21 protein-coding genes are annotated in these 26,214 nt (G+C 40.9%); 8 read left to right on the plus strand and 13 right to left on the minus strand.

Going from position 1 to position 26,214, the window contains the following annotated elements:
- Positions 1-151: 151 nt before the first annotated feature.
- The 3 genes from BVC89_RS13680 (at position 152) to BVC89_RS13690 (ending at position 4,288) form a co-directional block, all read left to right on the plus strand.
- Positions 152-2,893, plus strand: coding sequence for a response regulator (locus tag BVC89_RS13680; protein ID WP_158657932.1), 2,742 nt, complete (start codon positions 152-154; stop codon positions 2,891-2,893).
- A 121-nt stretch (positions 2,894-3,014) separates the two neighbouring features.
- A complete protein-coding gene (locus tag BVC89_RS13685) occupies positions 3,015-3,389 on the plus strand; it encodes a hypothetical protein (protein WP_086931723.1) in 375 nt (124 codons plus the stop codon).
- 29 nt (positions 3,390-3,418) lie between these two features.
- On the plus strand, positions 3,419-4,288 hold the full coding sequence (locus BVC89_RS13690) for an AraC family transcriptional regulator (RefSeq protein ID WP_086931724.1): 870 nt from the start codon (positions 3,419-3,421) through the stop codon (positions 4,286-4,288).
- Here BVC89_RS13690 and BVC89_RS13695 read toward each other — a convergent pair.
- The 8 genes from BVC89_RS13695 to otnK all read right to left on the minus strand — a co-directional run bounded on the left by BVC89_RS13695 (position 4,285) and on the right by otnK (position 14,192).
- The gene (locus tag BVC89_RS13695; RefSeq protein WP_216825139.1) at positions 4,285-5,292 is read right to left on the minus strand and encodes an SMP-30/gluconolactonase/LRE family protein; all 1,008 of its coding nucleotides are present in this window, start codon (positions 5,290-5,292) and stop codon (positions 4,285-4,287) included. The two genes, BVC89_RS13690 and BVC89_RS13695, sit on opposite strands and share 4 nt — an antisense overlap.
- Positions 5,285-6,352 (minus strand): Gfo/Idh/MocA family protein, encoded by a 1,068-nt coding sequence (locus tag BVC89_RS13700; protein ID WP_086931726.1) that lies wholly within the window; start codon positions 6,350-6,352, stop codon positions 5,285-5,287. Before BVC89_RS13700 ends, BVC89_RS13695 begins: the two co-directional genes overlap by 8 nt.
- A 28-nt stretch (positions 6,353-6,380) precedes the next feature.
- Positions 6,381-7,673, minus strand: coding sequence for an MFS transporter (locus BVC89_RS13705; protein WP_086931727.1), 1,293 nt, complete (start codon positions 7,671-7,673; stop codon positions 6,381-6,383).
- A gap of 208 nt (positions 7,674-7,881) precedes the next feature.
- Complete coding sequence (locus tag BVC89_RS13710) at positions 7,882-10,560, minus strand: TonB-dependent receptor plug domain-containing protein (protein ID WP_086931728.1); 2,679 nt, start codon at positions 10,558-10,560, stop codon at positions 7,882-7,884.
- A gap of 174 nt (positions 10,561-10,734) precedes the next feature.
- Positions 10,735-11,829: an isocitrate/isopropylmalate dehydrogenase family protein gene (locus BVC89_RS13715; protein WP_086931729.1), complete on the minus strand. Its 1,095-nt coding sequence runs from the start codon at positions 11,827-11,829 to the stop codon at positions 10,735-10,737.
- A 100-nt stretch (positions 11,830-11,929) separates the two neighbouring features.
- Positions 11,930-12,214, minus strand: coding sequence for a putative quinol monooxygenase (locus BVC89_RS13720; RefSeq protein WP_086931730.1), 285 nt, complete (start codon positions 12,212-12,214; stop codon positions 11,930-11,932).
- Positions 12,215-12,288: 74 nt separating this feature from the next.
- Positions 12,289-12,924, minus strand: coding sequence for a 3-oxo-tetronate 4-phosphate decarboxylase (gene otnC / locus BVC89_RS13725; RefSeq protein ID WP_245929394.1), 636 nt, complete (start codon positions 12,922-12,924; stop codon positions 12,289-12,291).
- On the minus strand, positions 12,921-14,192 hold the full coding sequence (gene otnK, locus BVC89_RS13730; protein WP_086931731.1) for a 3-oxo-tetronate kinase: 1,272 nt from the start codon (positions 14,190-14,192) through the stop codon (positions 12,921-12,923). The genes otnC and otnK overlap by 4 nt, the downstream gene beginning before the upstream one ends.
- Before the next feature lie 416 nt (positions 14,193-14,608).
- Between otnK and BVC89_RS13735 the strand changes: the two genes are divergently transcribed.
- On the plus strand, positions 14,609-15,298 hold the full coding sequence (locus tag BVC89_RS13735) for a GntR family transcriptional regulator (RefSeq protein ID WP_086931732.1): 690 nt from the start codon (positions 14,609-14,611) through the stop codon (positions 15,296-15,298).
- A 181-nt stretch (positions 15,299-15,479) separates the two neighbouring features.
- Here the strand turns inward: BVC89_RS13735 and BVC89_RS13740 are convergent, their stop codons facing one another.
- The 4 genes from BVC89_RS13740 to BVC89_RS13755 all read right to left on the minus strand — a co-directional run bounded on the left by BVC89_RS13740 (position 15,480) and on the right by BVC89_RS13755 (position 20,236).
- Positions 15,480-16,598 carry a porin gene (locus BVC89_RS13740; protein WP_086931733.1) on the minus strand — a complete coding sequence of 373 codons (1,119 nt, stop codon included), beginning with the start codon at positions 16,596-16,598 and terminating at the stop codon, positions 15,480-15,482.
- A 17-nt stretch (positions 16,599-16,615) separates the two neighbouring features.
- Entirely contained in the window at positions 16,616-17,044 is a 429-nt protein-coding gene (locus tag BVC89_RS13745) for a type 2 periplasmic-binding domain-containing protein (RefSeq protein ID WP_173780731.1), read from the minus strand.
- Between the two features lie 146 nt (positions 17,045-17,190).
- Positions 17,191-18,792: a methyl-accepting chemotaxis protein gene (locus tag BVC89_RS13750; RefSeq protein ID WP_158657933.1), complete on the minus strand. Its 1,602-nt coding sequence runs from the start codon at positions 18,790-18,792 to the stop codon at positions 17,191-17,193.
- 538 nt (positions 18,793-19,330) lie between these two features.
- A complete protein-coding gene (locus BVC89_RS13755) occupies positions 19,331-20,236 on the minus strand; it encodes a transposase (RefSeq protein WP_245929395.1) in 906 nt (301 codons plus the stop codon).
- Positions 20,237-20,475: 239 nt separating this feature from the next.
- On the opposite strand from BVC89_RS13755, the gene BVC89_RS13760 reads away from it, so the two are divergent.
- The 4 genes from BVC89_RS13760 (at position 20,476) to BVC89_RS13775 (ending at position 25,328) form a co-directional block, all read left to right on the plus strand.
- Positions 20,476-21,282: a citrate synthase family protein gene (locus tag BVC89_RS13760; protein WP_086931736.1), complete on the plus strand. Its 807-nt coding sequence runs from the start codon at positions 20,476-20,478 to the stop codon at positions 21,280-21,282.
- Positions 21,283-21,285: 3 nt separating this feature from the next.
- On the plus strand, positions 21,286-22,149 hold the full coding sequence (locus BVC89_RS13765; protein ID WP_086931737.1) for a hypothetical protein: 864 nt from the start codon (positions 21,286-21,288) through the stop codon (positions 22,147-22,149).
- A gap of 142 nt (positions 22,150-22,291) precedes the next feature.
- Entirely contained in the window at positions 22,292-24,415 is a 2,124-nt protein-coding gene (locus BVC89_RS13770; protein WP_086931738.1) for a TonB-dependent receptor plug domain-containing protein, read from the plus strand.
- Positions 24,405-25,328 carry an ABC transporter substrate binding protein gene (locus tag BVC89_RS13775; protein WP_086931739.1) on the plus strand — a complete coding sequence of 308 codons (924 nt, stop codon included), beginning with the start codon at positions 24,405-24,407 and terminating at the stop codon, positions 25,326-25,328. The genes BVC89_RS13770 and BVC89_RS13775 overlap by 11 nt, the downstream gene beginning before the upstream one ends.
- 5 nt (positions 25,329-25,333) lie before the next feature.
- Here the strand turns inward: BVC89_RS13775 and BVC89_RS13780 are convergent, their stop codons facing one another.
- Complete coding sequence (locus tag BVC89_RS13780; RefSeq protein WP_086931740.1) at positions 25,334-26,209, minus strand: sugar phosphate isomerase/epimerase family protein; 876 nt, start codon at positions 26,207-26,209, stop codon at positions 25,334-25,336.
- Positions 26,210-26,214: the final 5 nt, after the last annotated feature.

Raw genomic sequence — 26,214 nt, forward strand, 5'->3', positions numbered from 1 at the left:
ATTCACGTTGATTACCTCGCCACAGTAGCTAAGCTTAACTTAAATACATTCGCCGAAATTTCATGGGGAATCCATGGAATATAGATAGAATATGACAGGCTTTGAAAATTCAAAACTGCACTCGCTAGTAAAGGTATTCAGGGTTCGATATGTGATAGCGTTAACCCTGATCGCCGCGCTTGTAAGTACCTCATTTTGGCTTATTAAAGAGGTGCTTATAACGCAAAAAATGGATTCATCCATTATTAATAAAGCTGGCTATCAGAGAATGCTATCGCAAAAAATTTCTTTATATGCTTTGTATCATCAAAAAGCCTTGGAAAATAATCGTATGGATCCGGTTATTATACAAGAGCTTTTCGAAGCAGCAAAAGCGATGCAAGAGAACCATCAATACCTTACGGCCGAGAAATTTAAGCTGTCAATGACAGAAGCGTTAAAAGTATTTTATTTTGGCAGTGATTTCAATGTTGATAAAAATGTCAAACTCTATACTCAAAGTGCCTTACAACTCTCTAAGATAAAACAATCTTCTGAACTTAAAGAATTGGATTTAGAAATATTCGACACATTTTTTGTGCAGCAATTGCTTTTTAAACTTAATAGGATTGTGGCGCAGTACGAATATGAGGCGAGTGAGCGAGTTAGCACTTTATCCCAGCTTGAGCTATTTATTTGGTTAGCATCTCTACTAGCATTAATGGTTGAAGTGTTAGTTATCTTTAGGCCCATGGAAAGAATAATTTCTTCCAATTTTTTAGAATTGGAAAAACAAAAACAACATGCTAACAAGATGCAGCTTCAGGCTGAGAAAGCGACTCAGATCAAAGGCGAATTTCTTGCTAATATGAGTCATGAAATTCGTACACCAATGAACGCTGTGATTGGTATGCTCAAGTTATTAATGCGTTCAAAATTAACACAGGAACAGTTTCATCGTGCCAGCGTCGCTCAATCCAGTGCTCATTCCTTACTTACGTTAATTAACGACATTTTAGATTTCTCAAAAATTGAAGCGGACAAACTACAACTTGAGGCGCTGGACTTTGACTTGCATAAAATGCTCGGAGAATTTGCCGAGTCGATGGCACCAGAAGTAGACAACAAGGGGTTAGAGCTTATTTTAGATGCAGTGGATGTCAGGCATTCTAAGGTGGTCGGTGATCCTAATAGAATTCGCCAAATATTAACAAACTTAACCAGTAATGCGATTAAGTTTACCCATCATGGGGAAATAGTGATACGAGCCGCTTTAGTTGAACATGATAGTGAACATCATAAACTTATTATTAGTGTTACTGATACCGGGATTGGTATTGCGAGAGAAAAATTGACTACCTTGTTTGACTCTTTCAGCCAAGTAGATGCATCCACTACACGAGAATATGGTGGCACGGGCCTAGGCTTGGCAATTGTTAAGAAACTGTGTGAAAAGATGCAAGGTGATGTTGCTGTCAATAGCACCTGTGGATTAGGTAGTTGTTTCACCTGCGATATTCTAGTGGGTGTTTCTGCTAAGTCTACCTTCACACTGCCCGATAACGAGGTGAGCCACCTTCATGTGTTAATCGTCGATAGTAATAAAACCCATGGCCAAATGTTAGTTAAGCAACTTAATGTTTGGGGCGTTCAAGCCTTACAGGCGTGCTCTGCCAGCGAAGCTCTAACATTATGTGAAAATAACTATGAGCAAAACAATACGCTTGCTTTCGATCTAATTCTCATAGACTCTCATATACCCTACATAGGCAGTGATGAATTAAAAGGTGAGGAAATAGAAAGTGAGAACATAGAAGGGGAAAAGCTAAACAGTGAAGAGCTGGCAAGAAAACTAAAGTCTGATCACCGTTTTCGATCTGCAGACCTGGTGCTAATGCACTCTGTTATTGATACCATTGACTATGTTGGCTATACCGATCTTGGTTTTGTTGGTTACTTTTCTAAACCTATTTGGGCAGCAGACTTACAAGCGAGTTTAGCGCTCATTGGTAGTAATCTACAAGAAGCGGGAAGTCGTGTATCCGCAGTCAATCAAGATCCACCAGAAATTGTAGAAAATATAGAAGCGGTTGATAACAATATAGACGGAGGGATAAATAGCGGCATAAACAACAGCACCGCTATTACCTGGCCCATTAATACTCGAATTCTATTAGTCGACGATAATCTCATTAATCGAGAAGTTGCGCTGGCCATTCTAGAAGACAGTGGACTAGACGTGAGCTGTGTAACCAACGGTAAAGAGGCACTTTTGTATCTTAGTGAAGCGCAAAGTGCTCTAGCATATAGTGTCGTGCTTATGGATTGTCAGATGCCGGAGATGGACGGCTTTACAGCAACACGAAAAATACGCAGTGGGGAGGCCGGTGAATCAAATAAACACATAGTGGTTATTGCTATGACGGCCAATGCCATGTCGGGTGATATGCAGAAGTGTCTCGATGCTGGAATGAATGATTATTTGTCCAAGCCCATTGATGCCGATAAGTTAGTCTGCACCTTAAACAAGTGGATAAATGGTGTAGAAGTGATCGATGGCGGTACTGAGACAATACTTAACGCTGAGACGATATGGGATAGGGAGGGTGCACTTAAGAGGCTACGTGGCCGTGAAGACAGGCTTGAGAAATTAGTTAATATGTACCTTGAAAGTGAGTCTGAGCGAATTGAGCAACTACAGCAAGCAGCTATACAAGCAGACAGTGAGGCACTTCATCGCCATGCCCATAGCTTAAGAGGCGTTGCGGCTAATTTATCGGCATTACAGCTCCAGGATAAAGCGGCGGACTTAGAGTCTGCTGCTCATCATAAATTGAGCAATGAATATACGACCTTGATGCGAGCAGTAGTTGATGCCTCCCAGCAATTTTCTAATGTATTGAAGTCCTTTTAACTTGTGTCATATATAAATAGTTGTTGGATTAATAACAAAAAGCACAAAATATCAAATGATTGTTAGCGCGCCGCTATAGAATATTTGCCATACAACAATAGAGAACTTCAGGGCAAATATTATGAATAGCGACTTTAACACCATATGGGAAACCTACACCTCCTCTTGGAAGCTTGAAACAGCAGAGCAAAAACGCGAGCTGTTTGAGCAGTGCTTGCATACAGATTGCGAGTATACAGATCCTTTAATCAAAACACGGGGCTGGAGCGAACTACTTAACTATATGCTTGATTTCCATAAGATGCTACCGGGCGGATATTTTGAAACTTATTACTTTCTCGCACATAATAATCAAAGTATTGCTAAATGGCAGATGAAAGACGCTAGCAATACTGTGATGGGTGAGGGCGTTAGTCATGGCAGCTATACTAGCGACGGGAAATTGTTAACTATGACAGGCTTCTTTGAAACAACAGGATTACCTGCAGAACTATAAAAGTCGATGTGAACAGGCATCAATAAACTATGAGCTATCTCGAAAATGTACAAAAAGGCATCAATTATATTGAGGCTAATTTAGAATATGGCATCAATTTAGCTCAAGTAGCGAAGGAATCAGGTCTTAGCCAATGGCATTTTCAACGTATATTTAAAGCGCTAACCAATGAAACATTAAAAACCTATATTCGTTCGAGACGCTTATCTAATTCATTAAGTAAACTGTTATATAGTGATCAAAAGATTATTGATATTGCTTTAGCTGCAGGTTATGAATCACAAGAAAGTTATACTCGTGCGTTTAAAAAAGCTTTTAGGCTAACACCTGGTGAATATCGCCAACTAGGTGATAAAAGCTTATTTATGGAGAAAATTGAGTTTAATCATGATTATCTAACACACATTAATCGTAATGTCTCTCTGGTGCCTGACATATATACACAAGAGAATATGCAACTTGTGGGTTTGCGAACACGCTTTTATAGTGTCGATTCTGAAAAAAATAATATTGCACAAACCTTGCCTGTCTTGTGGGAAGCGTTTTTAGCACGCCTCAATGAAATTTCTCACTGTGTGCCAGGTATTTGCTATGGCATTGTCAATCAGATAAGTGATGATACGGATCAGCTTGAGTATTATGCCGCTATTGAAGTGAGTCGTATTGACAGTTTACCCGAAGGTATGGTGAGTTTTGATTTGGCCTCATCTCAATACGCGAGGTTTACACATAAAGGCCCCATCCAAGATATGAATAATACGGTGAATTATATCTATTCTAGCTGGCTGTTAAATTCAAGTAGACGCCATACGCTAGGTCCCGATATAGAAATTTATGGTGACCAATATCATCCTTCTTCAGAAGACTCTATTATTCACTATGCTATACCTGTCGTTTAGTTATCAAATTCCCAATGCGCAGGTGCTTGACCTGCAATGGGCAGTATTGCCAAGTTATTAAGACCTGAGTGAGTAGCAGGGGGAACTATCGCAACTTCTTTTCCCAATAAGCAACCAAGATACATTGTGGATAGGTCGTTACCACCGAAAGCCAATGAAGAAATATTAGCGAGCTTGCGACTTTTAATTTGAGTAAGATGCTCCCTGGACATAGTATTGTGCTGGTATGCTTGTTCTACCCAATCAATAAATTCAGGATCGCTATCGTCAACAATAATATCCTGTTGACCATTATGAGGGTTGATACGCAGAAGACGATTGCTGACAATGCTACTTACCCATAAGTAACCCTCGACATCCATCGTCAGGCCATCAGGATAAATGCCGGTACCAAAGTGGCACACCGTTTTAGGAGAGTGTAGTGTATTATTTTCACTTATTTTATAGCTTATGAGTTCACGACTAAAAGTTGCATTCACAAATAATACATCGCCACTTGGAGGAACATATACTTCATTGGTGTAGCCAATATTATCGGCTACAATTTTCGCTCCGTCTTTATCTACTACTATAATAAAGCCGTTTCGCACATCGGCCCGATATGCATCAGCTCTAGGCCGTGTACGGGTGCTGACAGTAATCCATAGTCGCTGTTGATGATCGAGGTAAACAAAGTTGGTCGGTGGTAGGAGTATATTATCTATTGATGTAAGATAGGGTGTAATGTTGTTATTGCGTTCTACTCTATATACACCACCTCGATTATCTCCCAGGTGAGCCGCTAAAAAACTCCCATCTTTCAATAGTGCAATACCATTGGGTTTGAGTTTTTCGTCGCCTTCTATAGTAATTCCGCCATAAAAAAATTGCTCGCCACTGGCTGTTATATGTGTAATTCCGCCGCGAAAATCAGAGGTATAGATATTGCCAGCTTGGGTTACAAGCACGCATTCAGGGCGATCCAACTCTCGACCAATAAACTTAATCTGTTCTATATCAATCACCAGCCACCTCTATTACTCTTTTTTCTTTGCTCGATTGATATACTGCATTTTCTATTACAAGATTACGTAAGTAATCCTGAGCGCTGGTTTCCAGTGGGCCTTCTTCAAGGTAATGTCTGACAATGTGTGAGTTGAATTCATAGACACAATCACCACCAAAATTACTATCATTCCATTTATAATCGTATTGAGTGCCTTTTTCTTCACCGAAAGCTCGCAACCATATGTCTGCGTTGCCATCGAGATAAATACTTCCTGCCGTCCCTTCTATTAACATTTCTCCCATGGTTCGACGCAGGTTGGTGCAGCCATGATCTAACAGACGATTACCATTAAATGTTGCCTGCGCGTTATTGGCTAATTCAAATATTAAAATTCCAGCATCTTCTCCTTGGATAACTGAGTTACAGCGACGGAGTTTGGCAAATACATTGGATACCTCGCCAAACAAAAAGCGGAAGGTATCAATAAAATGAATTCCTGTTTCATGAATTAAAAACTTCTCCATTTTTTGAAAGTATGGCTGGCGTGATAGATACGCTTGATCTCCTTGTCCATCACCTGGTCGTAAGTTGTACTGTGCTTCTAGTAGCTCCCCAATAAAACCATGACCAATGATGTTTTTTATATGGCGATACCATGGCATAAAGCGAAAATTTTCATGCACAATCAGCTGTATATTGGCCGCTTTGGCTATATCTATCATTTGCTTGGCTTGTTCAATACTCTCGCCAAAAGGTTTTTGGCAGATAACATCTAAGCCGTATTGCGCGGCAATTGTTACGTAGTCCAGGTGGGTGCCAGATGGTGTGATAACGTCAAGTATCAAAGGCTGTTCTTTAACAGTAGGGTGACTTTTTACATATTCCTTTAAAAATTTAGCGAGATCATCAGTGTAGGCGGGAATATCATACTGTTGGGCGCAGGCGCGTGCTTGTTCTAAGTTGTTATCACAGGTACCCACCAGAGTGACTTCGGGAATTCGTTGCCAAGCGTCGTAATGAAATTGACTAAAATAGCCCGCGCCAACACCTATAATAGCGATATTGTGATGTTTCATTTATTATTCCTAACAATAATTTTGCACATCAGGTTAAAGGTTTTTCAGCATCCATCTTGGACCAACATAGTATTCCCATAACACATAAACCAGCGCCTATAAGGAAGAAAGGTGTGACTGAACCAAACCAATCTTTTAAATAAGGAAAGGCCAAGGATGTAACGAAAGCGCCCACGTTACCCGCCATATTCATAGTCCCTGAAACTGTGCCTGCATTATTTTTACCAATGTCTACACAAAATGACCAAGAGGGACTTAAGGTCATATCTGCGCCAAAAATTGCAAGTGATAAAAATAAAACTGCACCGATTACATTTTCCATATATAAACTACATACCAAACCGATAGCGGCACAAGCAAAACCGACCATGGCGGGCAGTCGGCGCGATAGTTGCCATTGGTTTTTTGCATAGATACGATCTACCCACCAGCCTGATAACCAGTTACCACAAGCGCCCATAATTAGTGGTAATGAAGCATATAAGCCCGCTGAAACGGAATCTAAAGCATATTTGGCTTTGAGGTGAGGGTAGAGCCAAGTAAGAGAGAAATAGAAAATAAAATTACTACAAAAATATTGCATCATCACCAACCACATATTGCCTGAGCCGAATAATGTGGAGACATTTATGCTTGATGTTGTGGTGGTGTTTTTTTGCCTTTTTTCCAAGATATGATGTTTTTCGTGGGTACTTATAAATGGATGAGACTGTGGCTCATCACGAAAAAACCAAAACCATAATAAAGCCCAGAATACACCGATTAATCCCAGCACTACGAAGGTGACTTTCCAACCGATAACGGCGATAAGCCAGGCGAGGGTTGGCAGAGCAAAAGCTGCGCCTAAGCGTGAGCCTGAAAAGTTAATGCCTGTAACAAGGCCTCTTTCTTCAATGGGTATCCAAGAAAAGTTAACACGTGATATGGATGGAAATGCACCAGCTTCGCCGGCGCCAAATAAAAACCTTACGATCAGCATCGACATATAATTATAGGCCGCTGCGGTTAAGGCGGTAAATAACGACCACAGAATAACAACAGTGGTTAAAATTTTTCGTGGACCGAATCTATCCGCTAGCCAGCCTGAAGGCGCTTGAAAAAGTGCATATCCGAGGGCAAATGCCGATAGCACCCAACCCATCTCCTTATCTGTTAAGCTCAAATCACTGACGATGGATTCTTTCGCCACTGAGACGCAAATTCTATCGATATACAATAAAACAGATAATAAAAATGTAGCAACCACGATCCAGTAGCGCAATGGCACTTTTGGTGCTACTTCATTACTATGATCGACAGAATGTGTTTTAGTGTTATTCATAACACCTGTGACTCCTTACTAGTAGTTGTAACATCTTTAAATCGTTTTGGCATTTTGTAATCGCTGTAACATCTCATTTGAATTGAGCTTTGCACATTTATTTTCCCAAATTCTTTTAGCTAAATATTTGTAGGCTCAATATTAAAAAATGGACTGTCAAAAGTGACAGTCCAGGAAAGGCTCCGGTTAGGAGAGAATATTTTAAAAATTAACCGTCCCAGCTCCAGTTTATTCTTCCGTAAATATAGCGGCCTGTGAAGCCATACGGAACGTAACCAGAATAGGGCAGAATGCCCCAGCGAGATTGGGATTTAAAACGTTTATCAGGATAAGTGTCCAGTAGATTGTTTGCGCCCAAGGAGAACACTAAACCATTGTCGCCACTGATGCTAAATTCGGCGTTATGAATAAACTCGCCATCGTATTTTTGATCGTTCACTGGATCATCTCCGGCAAAACGTTCAGCTGCAATAATGGAGCCGTAGTATGATGTTCGCCATACTACGGAAAAATAATCCTGCTGGTAATCAATCGTAAAATGAGATGCAGTTTTAGGTGCCGCTTGCTCAATATTATTAATATTCGTATGGCCTAGAATTGCCTGCTCAGTAAAAGGTTGAAGCTGTGAAGGCGTTTCAGCAATTCTATCAATTTCAGTATCATTACGATTAAACGCGAGAGTCAAGTCAACAGTGCCGTTGATATCAAGCGCTGGTTGGTACTTGGCAATCACATCTAGCCCTTGTGTTGTGGTATCTAAACCATTAATAAAATAATTTAAGCGTTGAATGCCTTGTAAGTCAGGATTAGTAGTCAATGAGTCCAGAAACTCTGGTAAGCCCGTACCTGCAAACTGCTCAGATAAAAGAATACGGTCATCAACGGTTACTTGGTAAGCGTCCACCGTTAAGGAAAAACTATCTCGCTCATAGGTATAACCCAGGCTAATACTTTGCGATTCTTCGGCTTCAAGAGGTTGTGCTCCCAATGCCTGAGCAATCGAAGTATTCACGGGGAAGGTGCCTGTCTGCGATAAATTACCTGCCGGTGTCGATTGTAAAGATCGATTAGAATAAAACTGTTGTTGTAGTGCTGGTGCTCGAAAGCCTGTACTTATTGCTGCACGCAACCCAGCATTCTCGGTAAGTGCGTAGCGGCTGGAAAGCTTACCTGTGGTAGTGCTGCCAAAATCGGAATAATCTTCAAATCGAATAGCTGCGCCAACAGTAAAATTCTCGGTCCAATCCACTTCTGCATCGATGTAAAAAGCAACGTTGTTACGGCCTTCTTTAATATTGTCGACACGGTGGAAAGACTGTACACATTGAGTTCCAACCGTGGCGGTGGCGCCGGCGTTAGGCCCGTCCAAAACAGGTACACCGCCATTGGTATAGGCTTCTGGTTGCCCTTCGTAGATCTCATATTGCTCGTTGCGATACTCAGAACCAAAGGCAAAGTTCAATGCAGAAGCTGCACCAATATCAAAACTACGGGTGATATCAATATTGGTGGTAAGTTGCCTAAACTTAGTTCCACCACCGTCAAATTCTGTAGGCGAGTCATTGCCTAAGGACACATTTAATGTAGAACCTTTGAAATTAAAATCATTGTGCCCAAAAGTCTGGCTAATATCGTAATTGTATTCGCCGAAGTTACCTTTTAATCCAACAGCTAAAGAAGTATCTTTAATAACCGGTTTTACATTGGGTAGATAGCCATCGGGGTTGATCGAGCGAACATTATTATTACTTGCAGGTTCACGCCAAAAACAAGGACCGCGGCCTTTTCTTCGGCTAACACCGCCGAAGGTATAAAATGTTTTATTGTCGCCTATGGGTAAGTCAAAGTTAACAAATGAACTAACGTCGGTCAGTTCACTTTTACCGAACCACCAATTTTCATCGCGATCAAAACCAATTTCTCTCGGATCTATTCGAATATCATTGCTTGGGTCATTATCAGCGTTGGTAGCGGCGATTGCCGCACGATCAAATGTTAAGTTGCCGTCCGGGTCGACGCCAAAATATTGAAAATTTGGATCGACACCATTACGACTTGAACCTTCTTGGTGCCAGTATTGTAAAGATAAATGTAAGATGCCTTCTGCACCCACTTCGAATCCTTTGGCAATATGATAAATAGCGGTCTCACCATCTCGATGATCTTTTTTAGAAGGGTTATTTGTCCAGTCTAAAGCGAATCCACCTGGCCCGCTGGTAAGTAATGAGGCATCGGTATTATTGCCATTGAGTGACTCACCTGCTCTGTAACCACGATCTTCGCTACTGAAGTTGCTACCAAAAGTCGCGCCCATTTCTAACTTGGTAGATTTTTTTAAATTAATATTAATCACACCTGCGATGGCATCGGAACCGTATTGTGCTGCCGCACCATCTCTTAATACTTCTATACTGGCGATAGAAGAGGGGGGAATACTGTTGAGGTCGACGTTTACAGACCCCCGCGCTTGCTCGTTGTCGTGAACTACAGATGAAATATGCCGGCGCTTGCCGTTAACTAGTACTAAAACATGTTCAGGGCCCAGTCCTCGCAATTGTGCAGGGCGAACATAGTCTGTTGCGTCGGTGATACTATTTTTAGATGTACTGAAGGAAGGCACAAGCGATTGCAATAACTCAACGGTTTGAGTGAAACCGGTGCGCTCAATGTCCCTAGCAGATATTACATCTACTGGCACCGCAGAATTGATAACATCTCGGCCTGCGCGACGGGAACCAAGCACAAGAACTTCTTCTTCGCTGCTAAGTGCCTCTTCGTTAATTGTTTGTGCCCAAGCTCCCTGCACGTAAGCAGCACTCTGAGCGGCAAGAATTCCACTTATGAGCAGACGCAAACGTAACTTCCGATAAACAACACACTTGTTCATGGTGTGGTTCCTCTAGACCTAAATTGGATTTGATTCGATGTTGTGATGTTAGAAATTATTTTTATGTATTATTTAATGAATTCATTAAATTATTAACACATAGAAAAAAACATAAGTCAATCGTATCTAGGAGGACCTAAAATTTTGTTAGTATTGATCAGTCGCAACATGAAATTATTGGCGCTGTAATTGTGTTATGACGGCATTAGTAATGTCTTTTGTGCCATTGCTGCCCCCTAGTTCGTAAGGAACACAACCTTCGCGATAAGTATTTTCGATAGCGTCTGTAAGCTGTTTTGAAGCATCGATACAGGCCTGGCAATTATGTTGGTCGCCGAGCCAATCCAACATCATGCTAGCAGAGAGAAACATTGCCGTAGGATTCGCTTTGCCTTGTCCGGCAATATCGGGAGCACTGCCATGACAAGGTTGAAATACTGCATGTGTGTCACCTATATCTGCCGATGGCGCCATGCCCATACCCCCCATTAGAGCGGCACCCACATCCGAAAGTATGTCGCCAAACATATTTTCCGTGACTAATACATCAAACTCCCAGGGGCGTTTAATAAAGTTAAGACCCATGGCATCGACGTAAGAATAATCTGTTGCGATATCGGGAAAGCTAACGGCGCGCTCATCAAATATTTTTCTAAAAAAAGCAAAGCCGCTGATGACGTTAGCTTTGTCAACACAGGTTAAACGCCCAGTTTTACCTTGAGACTTGCGACGTTGTGCTAAACGAAAGCTGAAATCAAAAAGGCGCTCACTGGTAGCGCGAGTAATTTTCATGGTATCCAATGCAACTTCGTCTCGTTCAACCACACCTGTATTGCGCGCGGCGAAAAGGCCTTCGGTTGATTCACGAATAAGAACGAAGTCGAGATCTTCTGCTCTTTTATCACTGAGTACAGGTGTTAATCCCGGCATCGTTTTAATAGGGCGAACGCCGGCATACAGATTTAGTTTTTCTCGTAATTCTATTTGTGGCGAAATTTCAGTGCCATCTTGGTAGCGTACATCTGGCAGTCCCATCGCGGCTAATAAAATAGCATCCGCTTGGCGTGCTTGCGATAATGCTGTTTGTGAAATAGATTCGCCACTTTTTTGGTAGTATCCCGCTCCCGCTTCAATATGGGTGTAGCTCAGTTCGAATCCACCAACGTTTTTGCAAACAATATCAAGTATTTCGATACATGGTTGCATTACTTCCGGTCCGATTCCGTCACCAGCCAATACTGCTATATTAAACTTTGGCAAATCAGTCATTTTGTATTTCCTATGCTAGCTATTTATTACTTGAAATCTTGTCGCTAAAATAATGATTTCGTTTTTAGGGCGCGAGCCATTAAAAACGATAATGTGTGTGTTATATGCGTGTCCAGGTGTTAACCTTTTTATCTTCGACCCAAGAGGCGGTTTCGTCATCAAAGATTTGAAAGTGTCGTGAATTTAGATGAACGTCGAAACTTTCTTTAGTGCTGTACACTTCGTACAAGAAAAATACTTTGGGCTGTTCTGTAGTAGTACAGATATCAAATTGATGGCACCCATCTTCATGCTCGAGTGAGTTTTTCGCTTGTTGCATTATTTTTTCTTTAAATATTTCTATTTTTTCACTCTTGATAGTAAATATCACTGCAACAACAAACATAGTGTCGATCACCTATTGAACGTTTTTGAAAGCTGTAACTTTTATAAAAAGTAATACAAATGTTAGTGAATGATTTAGTCAGGAAATGCCTCGAGTAACTCTTCTATTTGCTGAGGAGATAAAAAACGTGTCTTATGATTTTGCAAAAGAAAATATAGCTTGGCAGTTTCTTCTAATTCTTCCATGGCGTAAACAGCATTATCTAGGGTTTTTCCCGCGACAACCGGCCCATGGTTGGCCAGCAGAACTGCATGACGCTTATCGGCTACTTTCGCTACTGCTTCTGCTAGAGCTTTATCACCAGGTTTGAAATAGGGAATTAATGGTAGCTTGCCAATTTTCATGGTGTAGTAAGCCGTTATGGCTGGCAACACATTATCTGGATCGAGATCGCTGCAGCAGGATGCGGCAACAGAGTAGGTCGAGTGTAGGTGTACTACTGCACTATCTTGTGGTCGCTGGCGATACATGAGTAAATGTAAGAAGGCTTCCTTTGAGGGCTTGTCGCCACTTATATGTTCGCCTTGCATATTTATCTTTGAAATGCGATCGGGGTCTAAACGCCCCAAACATGAATTGGTGGGAGTAACCAGTAAACCGTCTTCTAGGCGCACACTGATATTACCCGAGCTGCCGGGCCCTAGCCCTCGTTGATATAAAGATTGGCCGTGCATAACGATGCGTTCACGCCATTGGTTTTCTGTCTTCAAGCTATCATCTCCACTGCTTTTTGAAAGAAGTTTTCGTCGCCAAAGTTGCCCGATTTAAAAGCGAGAAATAATTTATCAGTGCCCAAGTGGTGCGTCCATGGAACGCCCGGGTCGATTTGCGGGCCAATGCTTAATTGTCTAATGGCTAAAGCTTTAGAAACCGCGCCAGAAGTTTCTCCACCGGCAACGATTATTTTTTTTATTCCCGCTGCTACTAGGCGCTTACCTAATAGACCAAAAGTTTCTTCTAGCAATGTACTGACATGTTCTTTGCCGAGTGTTGATTGCATTCGTTCAATGATTTCTGGAGTTGCGGTGGAGGTAATAATGACCGTACTTTTTTCCAGTATCTTTAGTGCTTGTTGTGTCAGCTCTTCAATCGTTAATGATTGATTACTTAATGCTATGGGATCAATTGATATAACCGGGTAGTGCGCTGAGGCTGCTTTTACTTGTTGTTGCGTAGAGCTAGAGCAGCTGCCGACTAAAATAGCCACATGACCTTCGACACTATTTAAAATAACGTCGTCGCTATTATTTGATAATAAATTCTTTTGTCGATAATTATTGGCTAATCCCATTGCCAGAGCAGAACCGCCGGTGACGAGTGGCAGATCACTGCAGGCTTTAGCAATATTAAGCAAATCGGTATCGGATATTGCGTCGGTAATAGCAAAGCGATAATTTTTTTCTTTTAAATGAGCAATATCCTGCGCTATAGCCTCTGAGCCTTCGATTACCCTATTTAACGGGATTAAGCCGGTTTTCGCTTTGTCTGATATTTGCTGATCGAGTAGACGCACAAGGTTTGAATCTGACATAGGGGTAATAGGGTGATGACGCATACTGGATTCTGCTAATAACTGCTGTTTAACAAACAAGTGCCCCTGATACACCGTTCTGTGATTGGTGGGAAATGAGGGACAAACAACAGTAAAATCGCTGTCTAAATATTCCAGTAGTGCTTCTGCTACAGGACCGATGTTACCTTGTGAATCAGAATCAAATGTCGAACAATATTTGAAGTAAAACTGTTGTGTTCCTAGCGTATGTAGCCAGTCAATGGCTTCTAACGAAGCCTCTACAGCTAATTTGGGGTCTATAGAGCGTGTCTTTAGTGCAACAACAACCGCATCAGCTGTCGCCATGAGCGCAGTGGTCGGCACTCCCAAAGTTTGCACAACACGCATTCCCTGGCGTTTTAAACTCAACGCAATATCTGTTGCGCCGGTGATATCGTCGGCGATACAACCGAGAAGTAAGGACATGGTTTAATCCCCCTTTGGATCAGATATTAGCGGTAAGTCGATTCCATTAAGTATAATTTAAATTACGCATTAATGTATACATTAAATTATTTGTAAAATTTTTGTTGAGCAGCCACTCTAAGTGCCACTAAGTTAAGTTGCTGTGTAAAAAAGTGCTCTAGAGGTCATACCAATCAGTGGCTGGGTAAGTTAAATCATTGTTTTGGTGTATATAAATGTATACAGCTGAGGATTTCATCGATACTCTAGCGCATTGTTATTTTGTATTTATCATGGGCTTGGCGACAGTTTTTATGCATGCGTTATTCACTAAGCCAGTCGATGGATCGAAGGCTACGGCTGGCAGTTGTGATTACTGTGGTTGTAATAGATAAGCAGTTGAGAATAAAGATCTTGCCCTAGAAGGCTTTGAAACAATGAAAGAGATAAGTAAGCAGCAAGAGGGAGGTAATATTTCCCGTGTGGACTGGGTGTACGATGAGGTGAAAAGCCGCATCCTTAACAACGTTTTTCCTCCAGGGTTTCAGGCGCTAGAGCCTGAGGTGGCGAAATTGCTGGGAGTGAGTCGTACACCAGTGAGAGAAGCCCTCATACGTTTGGAAAAAGAAGGTTTAATTGAGCTTGTGCCCAGGAGGGGGATGAGGGTTGTGCCTCTAGTGCCTGATGATATGCGAGAAATTTATCAACTGCTCACCTGCTTAGAGGCTATGGCTGCCGAGTTGGCGGCGAAAAAGGAACTTAAGCCAAAGGATCTTAAGCCAATGGAAGACGCTGTGTTGGCCATGGAACACGCTTTGCTGGAAGATGATTTAGACGCGTGGGCGAAAGCCGATGAGAATTTTCATCGCTCTTTGTTAGAAATGTGTGGTAATCGACGCTTAACGACAATTGCGCTTAATGTCTGGGATCAGGTGCATCGCGCACGTTTGATTACATTGAGACTTAGGCCGAAACCCACACAATCAAGCAAAGAGCACCAAATGGTATTGGAAGCGATTCGCAAAGGGGATGCCGAGTTAGCACGGGATACTCACTATCAACACCGCATACGCTCACAAATAACACTAATGGAAATTTTAGAAAAATATAAACTGCCGCAGTTATAGATGTTGTTTATCTTTAAACAGTCTATTTATTGACATCAACTACATTTCTTCGCTTATATATTTTTATTTTTTGTATGAAAATATACATTTTAAGGTTTTGATAATTAATGAAATTTAATTTAGTTTTTTAACCTGATTTTTCAAGTAATAACATCCTTGTTTTTCATCTGTAAATAAATCCCTAGAAAATATAATTGATGCCAAAGCGCAACAGCGTACTGCTAGTATCCGCGCGATTGAAATCATTGTCCTGTTGTGTAAGGTCTATTTTTAAAGCCACGCTGGTGTCCACATCGTATCTTAGGCCTGCGGTAATTGTTGTAGTATCGATACCGCGTCCGGTCAATGCCCCTATTGTTATTGTTCTCAGAGGTTCTGGTAACGTAGAGGCTTCGGTAATAAATTTCGGATCACCATCGTGTTTGATATAGGTAAGGTGAGGCGTGAATGAGCCGATACGAAGTCCGCCTGTAATATAATAGGAATCCTGTTCTGGTAGAAATGAATCGTCTACGCCTCTTCTGGTGAATTCACCAGAGACAAACCAGCTATTCTTATCTACTTCAATACTCACCTCAGCGAATTGCCCGCTATCATCTCTAAGTCGCAGTGTTTCAGTAAAATCTCCAAAGCCTGCTTGTGTTAAGCCTGTAAATAGAGGGTCAAAAACAGGGGCATCTATGGATAGTGTCGCTCTTGAAAGCGCTATCCTTGCGCTGAACCAATCTCTTTGTAGGACGGCTGACCCCCCTATGATATTGCGTATATCTTGCGGGGAATCTAAGCCTCCAAGCACAACATTACCTTTAAATGACCCAGTAAAGAGCTGAAGGTTGTATTCCCAGTCTCCGCTATAACCGTTGTGATCAACTCTAATTCCTTCAATAGTATTAAATGAAACGTCATACACCGGCTCGGGGGGACGAATCCAGTGATACGAGTAACCCACCTCTAGGGTAGAGGAATATTTAAATAATGGAACACGTATTCGGCCAAGACTGACACTCGTACTATCATTAAATTCGTGAGTAATATAAGCCCATTCGAATTCAGCCTCGTAACTATTCTCACCACGTGCGACAATTTGTGCTGTAGCAGTATAGGAATCATTAACATCACCACTTACCTGTACAGCAAACAAACTGTCTTGGTCAAATGATAAGTCGTCGTCGTAATCAAATAAAACATCTTCATTACTTGTAAGACCGCCAATCATATTGGCAAACCCGTTGATCCTAATTTCAGCATGGGCACAAATAGATGTGGTTAATATTGTTGAAAATAAAAATATCTTTTTCATAGTATTCTTCCCCCAATTTATTTAAGTTTGATAGCTTTAACAGATGCACTGACTGAGCTTTCATCGACATAACCAACAGCGTTGGCATTCTCAGCAATAAGAGCAATAACAGCGGCATCATTTTCTACCTCTTTAGGAGGAATTCCCTTCCCGGTGAAAACCAATTTAGACCAATAGGCCGATACTTGATTGGAGCTACGGCCAAGGACGGTTGAGTCGAAAGATTCCCTGGCTGCACTGCCTTCTACTTGATTAATTGGTATAGCTTCTTTACCGTTGGAAAACTTTTTGGCTTTTCCTAAAAATATTCGTTTTACTTCTTTGGCGTCGAGTGTTGAATCATTTGATGGGTGAATGACAAGAACCACATCGGCTAAGCATGGTATAGAAATAACGCCGTATGCAAATAAAATTGTGAGTTTTTTTGAGATGTTTTTAACGAGCATATTTACATCCTTTAAAATGGTTTTGGATGAATAATGTTTTTATGAAAAATAATGACCTGCAATTTTTATTGAAATTAATTTTTTCTCATGATTTTTGTAATTTCTATTTTTAAAATTGAGTGGCCTGTTAATGTGGGGTAGAGCTTCTACACATTAAATTGATTAGTAATTTTGCCAAGTTGTTGTGCCTGAGTTGTAAGCGCTTGACTTGAATGTGCTAGAGATTCTGTTTGTTGGTCTGTTTGTTTTGCTATCGAATCGACAAGTTCGGTATGTTGAAGAATTTTTTGAGCTAAGTCTTTTTGACTTTCGACAGCGTTAAATACCTGAGCGCTAACGTCTTGAATGTTAGCCATGGAGTTGGCAATCGATAAAAATTGCTCACTCGCCTGTCTCGCCTCGGTGACACAGTCTAGAGCCTGTTGAGTGCCTGTTTGCATAGAGCTTACAGCTTTAGTGGAGTTTTGCTGCAGTTGGGCGATAAGTGTATTGATTTCTTCTGTGCTATTTTGAGTCTTTGATGCCAGTGAACGCACCTCATCAGCTACTACCGCGAAACCTCGCCCTTGTTCACCAGCACGAGCGGCTTCTATTGCTGCATTTAATGCAAGCAAATTAGTTTGCTCAGCAATGCCTCTAATAACATCTAATATCATTCCTACGGCACCAGTGTCAGCTTCTAATTGCGATACTGCATTCGAGGCTGACTCCATATCACTGGCAAGCTTTTCAATGTTTTCTGCCGTCCTATTTACAATATCTTTTCCTTCCGATACTTTTTCATTTGCAAGTATGGCTTCATTGGTAGCGGCTTCAGTATTTTTCGATGCTATACCAATGTTATCATTGACTTCATAAGCTGCCTGTGATGATCCATTGCTTGCGCTACGTTGCTCACCCATATGCTGATGAAGTTGAGTGACAATATTGTTAAGCTCGGTGGCGATGTCACTAAGGGGGTCAGCTGTCTTGATTACTTCGCCAATAATGGTATGTAATTTTTCTAAGAAGCTGTTAAAAGCATTAATTAATTTTCCAATTTCATCATCGCTTTCTTGGGGGATACGTTTGCGCAAATCCCCTGAACCTTGAGACATCTCCTGCAATGATTCTGTAACAAAGTTAAGTTGATACCTGATACTCTTAGCTATTGGAAAAGATACTAAAGATAATAGAACTATTGTCGCGACACCAATGCCAATACCTAATTGTAATGCTGTACGAGAGCTTTCATCGGCCTTTAGTATGATCGCTTTAAGCTCATTTTCTTGAGTGTTTTTAAGGTTTGCAAGAGTGTCACTTATTTTTTTGTAACGCTCTTCTTTTTGACTAACCTTGGTTCCGATATTTTTAAAATCAGCAGTACCCTCAACCATCGATTGAGAGATCTCCTTAGCCAAAGAGTAATAGCTATTAAAAAGGTCAGTAATGGATTCTGTGTCTATTCCTCTCGATAGATTACGAATATTGCTTATGGATTCTGTTAATTCTACTTTAGTTTTTTCAGCAATATCGATTTGCTCAGCGTCGCCAGTAATAACAGCCTGTTCTAACTGGTCTTGGATACGGCGCAATAAGTTCTTCGCCGATTGTGTTTCTATAACGAGGGGAAATTGTACATTGCTCAGTTGGTTTAGGTTCTCTTTATTTACATTTTTTGTATATACATTTGCGAAAATATAAATGACAAACCCTAGTGCTGCGACAGCAATAATTAGTAGTATCTTTTGATAAATGTTCAATCTCAAGGAACTTACCCTAAACGAATCATCGTTATTTATAATAATGATTAGCGCTATTCTGAATCAGAAATAACTATTTTTACGTCTATAGGTATAGTTCAGGTTTTGTGGAAACGCTAATTTTTGTTTCTTTTTATGCCAGACACACACATGATAACGTCTTCAATTGATTTAGATCTATTAAAGTAGATTTTGCTGACATCCCTAGATTTCCTAATGACAGCCATCTTAGTGACTGTCATCTTAGCTTGTTACTGTCATCTTAGCTTTTTAGTGAATGTCATACTCAACAGGAACCCGGTGACTGTCATATTTAAGTCAATATCATAAGTTCGCTTTGTGCAAAATTAAAGAAATAAGAACATTCGAGCTTTATTCGAGTTAAGAGGGTTTTTTGGGAAGTGGCGTTGCGATTTAAGAAAAAGATTGTTTTCTTTGATATTGGCTTTTTGTATAAGAATGTTTTTTTATATTTAAAAAAGTATATTTCAATTAGACTCGTGAGAAGCTGTTGCTAATATAAAGCTGGCAGATTATTTATATCTTATTGCAATAGCCATATACATTTACTTATGCCAACAGCCCTCCCTAAACCTAATTTGATTTTTGCTAACTTAAAGCTTTTATAAGAACCGATAAAGTTATTGAAGTGGAACTCTAATTGTGTGGTTAAGAGAAACCATTTATTAATATCTATATTGAATTTTATTAAAAGTGAAGGCGATATTTTTTTCTTTATGTCATTTTGGATATTTTTTTCAGTCCAGTTAATTAAATCAAGGTAATCAACAAGCTGAAAAGGCATAGCGTTAGATCTATCTTTTTCTAAAACGGTAGAGAAGTGCATTAAAGTATTGGGCTGTTCATTTAACTGATATCTTTTGTGGCAATTATATCGTTGTCTTATAGAAGTGAACTTCGAGCTTTTGACCTCTTTCTCTATACCCGCTCTTACAGGATTAAGATCTACATATACCATGCATGCGAGTAATGCCTTTTCATCTAACAATGCTTGAGACTTAAATCGACCTTCCCAAAACTTTCCAGTGCATCCATCCTCCCGATTAGCTTTTCTAGCTATTGGTTCGTTTAATGCTCTCATAAACCAGCTTATATTGCGTAATTGAGTTCTCCAGCGTTCTAGTTTGATTTTTAGTTGATCTTTTTCTAAGGGAAGTAACTCTTTTCCATTAGCGAATTTTTGGCTTAGCTCACAGCCTTTATAAAGCTTATGCCAGCGCAGGCAAACTTCTTTGTCACTCCAATTTTTACTTTCGGTGGCGTTAATATGCAGAACCAAATGCGTATGGTTACTCATAACAGCATATGCACATATATCTATAGCAAAAACTCTAGACAAGAAAAAAATACGATTCTCAATCCATTTTCTTCGATGTTCGTAGCTTTTCTTTGTAAAAATATCAAAACCACATAGGTAAGCACGACGCACGCAGCGGGATACACAGTGGTAATATGGAGTAACATCTGGCGATATGAGCCGTTTTCTGGGCGTTGGCATAGGTACCTCATCCTTAAGTTTAACTGTGATTTTATACAGTTTTTTGTTTCTGGTCAATTGTTATGATATGGGACGCAAATAATTATATGACTGTCTTAATTATTGTTTTTGTTGGTGTCTCTAGTTAAATTTTGATTTCTATCGAATCTATTATTGGAGTGTAGATATAAATGCCAAAAGAGTTGGAAAGTATTACAAGCGAAGTTTGGGGGGAGTCATCGTTAAGAGGACATCCTTATGTAGCTGATAAGTGCCTGTTAGCGGGCTATGATGTTTACGGTGATCTATTGGGTAAGGTTCGTTGGATTGAATATTTATATCTTCTTTTCAAGCATGCGGCACCCTCAGAAGAAGAAGCTGATATGTTGAATCACTTGGCGGTTGCTATTGCCTGCTCCGGGCAGAGAGATCATGGTGTGCAAGCAGCTATGAGCGCGGCTGCAGCTGGTTCAACATTAGCATCTACGTTAATTGCTTCGCTTTCGGTGGGAGCTGGTCAATTAGGAGGAGCTCATGAGGTGAGTCATGTTTTGACGGATTGGAAAGCCTGTCAGCTAGATAAGCAGAAGTGGCTGTCTCGTATTGAATGCTTTGCTGAGGATCGAAACGTTGAACCTGTATGGCCGCAATTGGAACATCCTCCGGGTTTTAACCCCTTGGCAACGGTATGTTCAACGCCAATCATCCAGACTTTAGAGCAGTTATCAGTTATTTCCTTTGCCACCCACACTCAATGGTTGATGGAGAATAGACTGTCCTTAGAAGAAAAGGCGGGCATGCCATTAGCGATGACAGGTCTTGCTGGTGCTGCTTTTTATGATCTGGGTTTCGACCCTCAACAAGGGGAAATGTTGTATTTGTTGCTCCGATTACCTGGTGCTGCGGCGCTTGCCCTTGAACAACATGAACGTGGATGGAGGGATTATATTTTTCATAGAGATGGGCTCGATATCACTAATGACCCGGGAGAAGAGTAAGTTATGGCTGAAGAATTAGATCTACAAATAAGTTTAGAGCAATGGACGAAAAAATGGTTAACCGAAACTGGAGGTTGGTTTGCTGGGGAAAGGGTAGTAATGCATGGCAAAAATATTCTATCGCATATGTCGGGGTGTACTTGGATGGAAATGATATTGTTTGCCGTTACCAAAAGAGTGCCAGATAAAAAACAAGCTCAGTTTCTCGATGCCGTTTTGGCAATGTCAGGCTGTATTCCTGATCCGCGCTTGTGGAATAATCGGGTGTCAGCTCTAGCGGGCACTTCCCGCAGTACCTCTGCGCTGGGCGCAAGTGCAGGCATGGCAATATCCGACGCAATTATCTTCGGTTTTCAACCCATGGTAGCGGCGTTCACAATGTTGGAATCATTGTCACATCTGGATGAAGCAGACAGGCACATACAAATAGAAGAACGCCTTAAAGTTAGGAACAATGTTATCGGTAAGCCAGGTCAGGGAAAGGGTAGGGCTGTCGCCCGTGTTGCAGGTTATGGGCGTCCAGTGGCAAGTGGTGATGAGCGTATCCCACCTCTTATGGAAATCGCCGAAAAGTATGACTGTCACAATAAAGCGGCGGTGTCATTAGCATTTGAAATTGAGCAATATCTTCAGGAAAACGGCCATGGATTACGCTTAAACACAGGGGGTTTAATTGCTGCCTTTTGTCTCGATCAAAAGTTAACACAGCAACAGTTCTACTACTATATAAGTCATTGCTTTTGCGTAAGCTTATTGGCTTGTCATGCTGATGCAAGTGAGCATGCTGAAGGGGCATTTTTCCCTTTAAGATGTGATCAAATTAATTATATAGGGCCTCCTGAACGGCAGTGGAAATCTGGATCTTAGGCCTTGTTCACAATCATTGATACTCTCGATAACTTTTGTTAGCTAGGCTTTTTGTCGCCTATTGTTTGACGAAGTTTAGTATTACAGCTACACATGTAGATAAAAGTATTTTTTATAACACATGTTATCGAGTGAGCTTTTCATGACAAGCAAGCGATCATACGCTTTGTGCTTATTACCGTGTTGGTTTTACGCCTTAATATTTATATGCAATTCAGCATACTCTCAAGAAGACGAAGAATGGGAAGAAGATGAGGACGCTTTACTAGCATTATATGGTGATGAACAAACTATTAGTATAGCGACGGGAACAAAGCAATCCATTGCCAAAGCGCCCGCAGTGGCATCAGTAATTACCGCCAATATGATCAAATCTATGGGTGCGATAGATATTGATGATGTACTGGAGCGAGTACCGGGACTGCATGTGAGCCGGAGTAACATTGGCTATAACCCCTTGTACACATTTCGAGGTGTACTTTCCACATTTAACCCTCAAGTGCTCTTACTACTCAACGGAATTCCTTTAAGTAACCTACATCTAGGTGATCGTGGACAGTCATGGGGAGGAATGCCGGTGGAAGCGATTTCTCGCATTGAGGTTATTCGTGGTCCTGGCTCTGCAGTATATGGTGCTGACGCATTCGCAGGGGTGATTAATATTGTAACCAAGCAAGCCGGCGAGATTAGTGGCACTGAAATAATTGCGAGAGCAGGTAGTTTTAATACTCGTAATGGCGCTGTTTTAAGTTCTGGGAAATTACAACAATTTGATATCGCATTTGCTGCTGAATACTACAACACAGATGGTCAGCGAGAGATTATTGATATCGATGCGCAAACGGGTTTAGATCAAGTTTTCGCAACCAATGCTTCGCTAGCGCCAGGGCCAGTATCGTTGTCGCGACAAAACTTAGACTTACGTTTAGATATTAGTAATGAGCACTGGCGTTTTAGGACAGGCATGCAAAGTCGGCGAGATTGGGGGGTTGGAGCAGGTGTTGCTAATGCACTCGATAGTAATAATCGCTACAACTCCGATCGTATTAATGCAGATCTTACCTGGTCTGATACAGTAGCTCAGTATTGGGATATGACAGGACAAGTTTCCTACTACGACACGACTCACGAAGTACGCGAGGATTTAATTATCTTTCCTCCGGGAACCAATCTAGGGGGCGGTATATACCCTGAGGGTTTTATTGGTAATCCAGAAGTTTTTGAGCGACATTACCGTGCCAGTATTTCCGGTTTTTATACCGGTTTTTCGCGTCATAAGATACGTGTAGGCGGTGGTGCCTACCGTGGTGATGTTCATCGTGTTAGAGAAACAAAAAACTTCGGCATCGATCCTAGGACAGGCACTGTTTTGCCTCCCGGAAGTCCTCTTGTGGATGTCAGCGATACGCCCTTTGTATTTTTGCCTGAAGATGATCGAAAGAACCAATATGTATTTATCCAAGATATATGGCAAATAGCGAATGATTGGGAGTTAACCGCGGGTATACGTTATGATGATTACTCTGATTTCGGTTCAACCACCAATCCGCGTATTGCCTTAGTCTGGTCAACTTCTTACGACTTAACCACAAAAGTTTTATATGGACAGGCATTTAGAGCCCCGTCCTTTGCTGAGACTCGTCAAATTAATAATCCGGTTGCTCTTGGTAATCCTGAACTAGACCCTGAGACAATGCAGAGTATTGAGCTCGCATTTGACTATCGGCCCAACGATCACCTTAATTTAATTTTCAATATCTTTGACTATACCTGGGACGATATTATTGAATTTGTCCCTGATGTTGGAGAGCCCACCAGCACGAGCCAGAATATTGGCAAGCAAAATGGCAATGGTATTGAGTTAGAGGTAATTTGGTCTCCTATTAAATCGTTAGACATATCCAGTAACTATTCATTTATCGATGCCGAAGACAGAAATGGCTTTGATGCCGCTAATATCCCCAATCATCAGTTCTTTGTTAATGCACGCTGGAATGTAACACAGCAATTGGAGCTATATGCTCAGGCGAACCGAGTCATGAGCCGAGAACGATTAAACGGTGATATTCGAGAGGAGGTCGATGATTATACCTTGGTCGATGTTAATGCGCGTTATACTTTTAGTAGCAGCAAGTTTCATATTTCACTAACTGTAAGAAATCTATTTGACAGCGACGCCAGAGAGCCCAGCACCGCAGTTTCAATCCCCAATGATCTACCTTTAGCCGGTCGACATGCGGTTGCTGGATTAGAGTATGCGTTTTAAAACAGTATACTTAATTCTTTTCATTACAATAACGTCGAATGTTAATGCATCATCGACAGGTGTTATTTATGCTCAATCAAAAGAGCCTTTGAATTCTCTCTACCGTAGTATTTCACAAAAAGTTATTGGCTTAAGTGAAGCTTCCGGGGTTTATCAAGAATATATTGATAAAAGTGGTGACGATAACAAACTCGCCAGTTGGATAGACCAGAGGAAGATCAGAAGTGCTGTTGTTCTTGGAAAAAAAGCGGCTAAGAAACTTTACAAACAGCATAACGATATTTCTTTTGTGCTCGGAGCTACCTTTATTAATCCTGATAAAATGCCTAATATTTCCGGTGTATCTATGGCACCATCACCGGCAGAGTTGTTTCAACATTTAAAACATATTGCCCCGCATATTAGCCATGTCCATGTTATTTATAACCCTGCTCATCAGCAATGGTTGATGGACAGGGCCCGTTTAGCTGCGGAAAACCTAGGCCTAAATTTGATTATGCATCCGGCTGAAGATATATCGCAAACGGCCTTAAAATACAAAGAAATTACATTAGAGCAGGTGGCATCTAAAGAAGCTTTATGGTTGCCTTATAGCGGTAAGTCAGTGCCTAAAGCTTTACGTCAAGAAATTCTAGAAGCGGCGTGGAAGCGAAAGCTTATTGTTTTTTCTAGCAATCTGTCAGATGTGAATAAAGGTATCTTGTTTTCTCTATTTGCCGATCACAACGCGACGGGAAAGCAATTATTCGAACTTATGGAAAGTCGTAAAAATACACTTGAAGATAATTCGTCAGTACAGTTGTCGAAAAATCTCAATCGGGCTATAAATATTCGTACTGCTAAACATTTAGGTATTGAAATAAGTGATGCCGAGAGAGCGAAGTACGCATTGCTATATCCGCTCTCTCGTTAAGTCTACTAAAGTTTTTTAATAATCTTTTGTAGTCCCTGCATAGATTTAGCTACCGATTGTATATGGCTTAAATCTTTAGGGTACTGCTCTTGTTCGATGACAATCCACTCTGTTCCACCAACAGACATATTCGCTTTGATTAATGCCGACCAATCCGTTTCATCATCTCCAATAATAACGGGCATGTCCTTTTCTTCTTCCGAACGATAAATCTTATAGTGTGTCGTCAAAGTTCTACCCGGATAGCGTTTCACATAGTCTACAGGATCTTTTCCTACATTTATGACCCAACCTACATCCAACTGGAGAATAACGTTATCACTCGTATTTTTGGCCAGATAATCCCAATAGGTAGTACCCTTATAATCAGCGAATTCATACTGGTGATTATGAAAGCCAACACGCATTCCATATTGTGCAAGCTTTTCGGCGTGCTCATTTAAAAGCTTGGTAACGGTATCGATACCATCGGGGCTCCAAGCTCTCTCATCCCAGGGAACAATCAAATACTTAATATCTAGTTTCTGATAAAAAGCCACGGTTTTATCGAAATTTGTATCGTCTAACTGTTCAAAAGAAACGTGGGCTGCACTGCCTACAAGTTTTAGTTCGTCTAGCAAGCTTTTAAGTTCTTCTGGCTTATCTGCATAGTTGCCAAACTCATTGGCAAATTCAACACCATCAAATCCCATCTCTGCAAGTTGCGTGAGTGTCCCTTTAATATCTTTTTTGACATCTTCTTTTATTGACCACAGCTGCACACTAATTTGTGGCATAGTGTTACCACTCGATTTGTTTTCTATTGTATTTTCAATTGTACTTTTTTCTGAGCAGCCAAAAACGCCCAGAATTAATAACATAACAACAATATAGCGTCGCATAATAA

The organism is Agarilytica rhodophyticola, assembly GCF_002157225.2.
Lineage (GTDB): Bacteria > Pseudomonadota > Gammaproteobacteria > Pseudomonadales > Cellvibrionaceae > Agarilytica > Agarilytica rhodophyticola.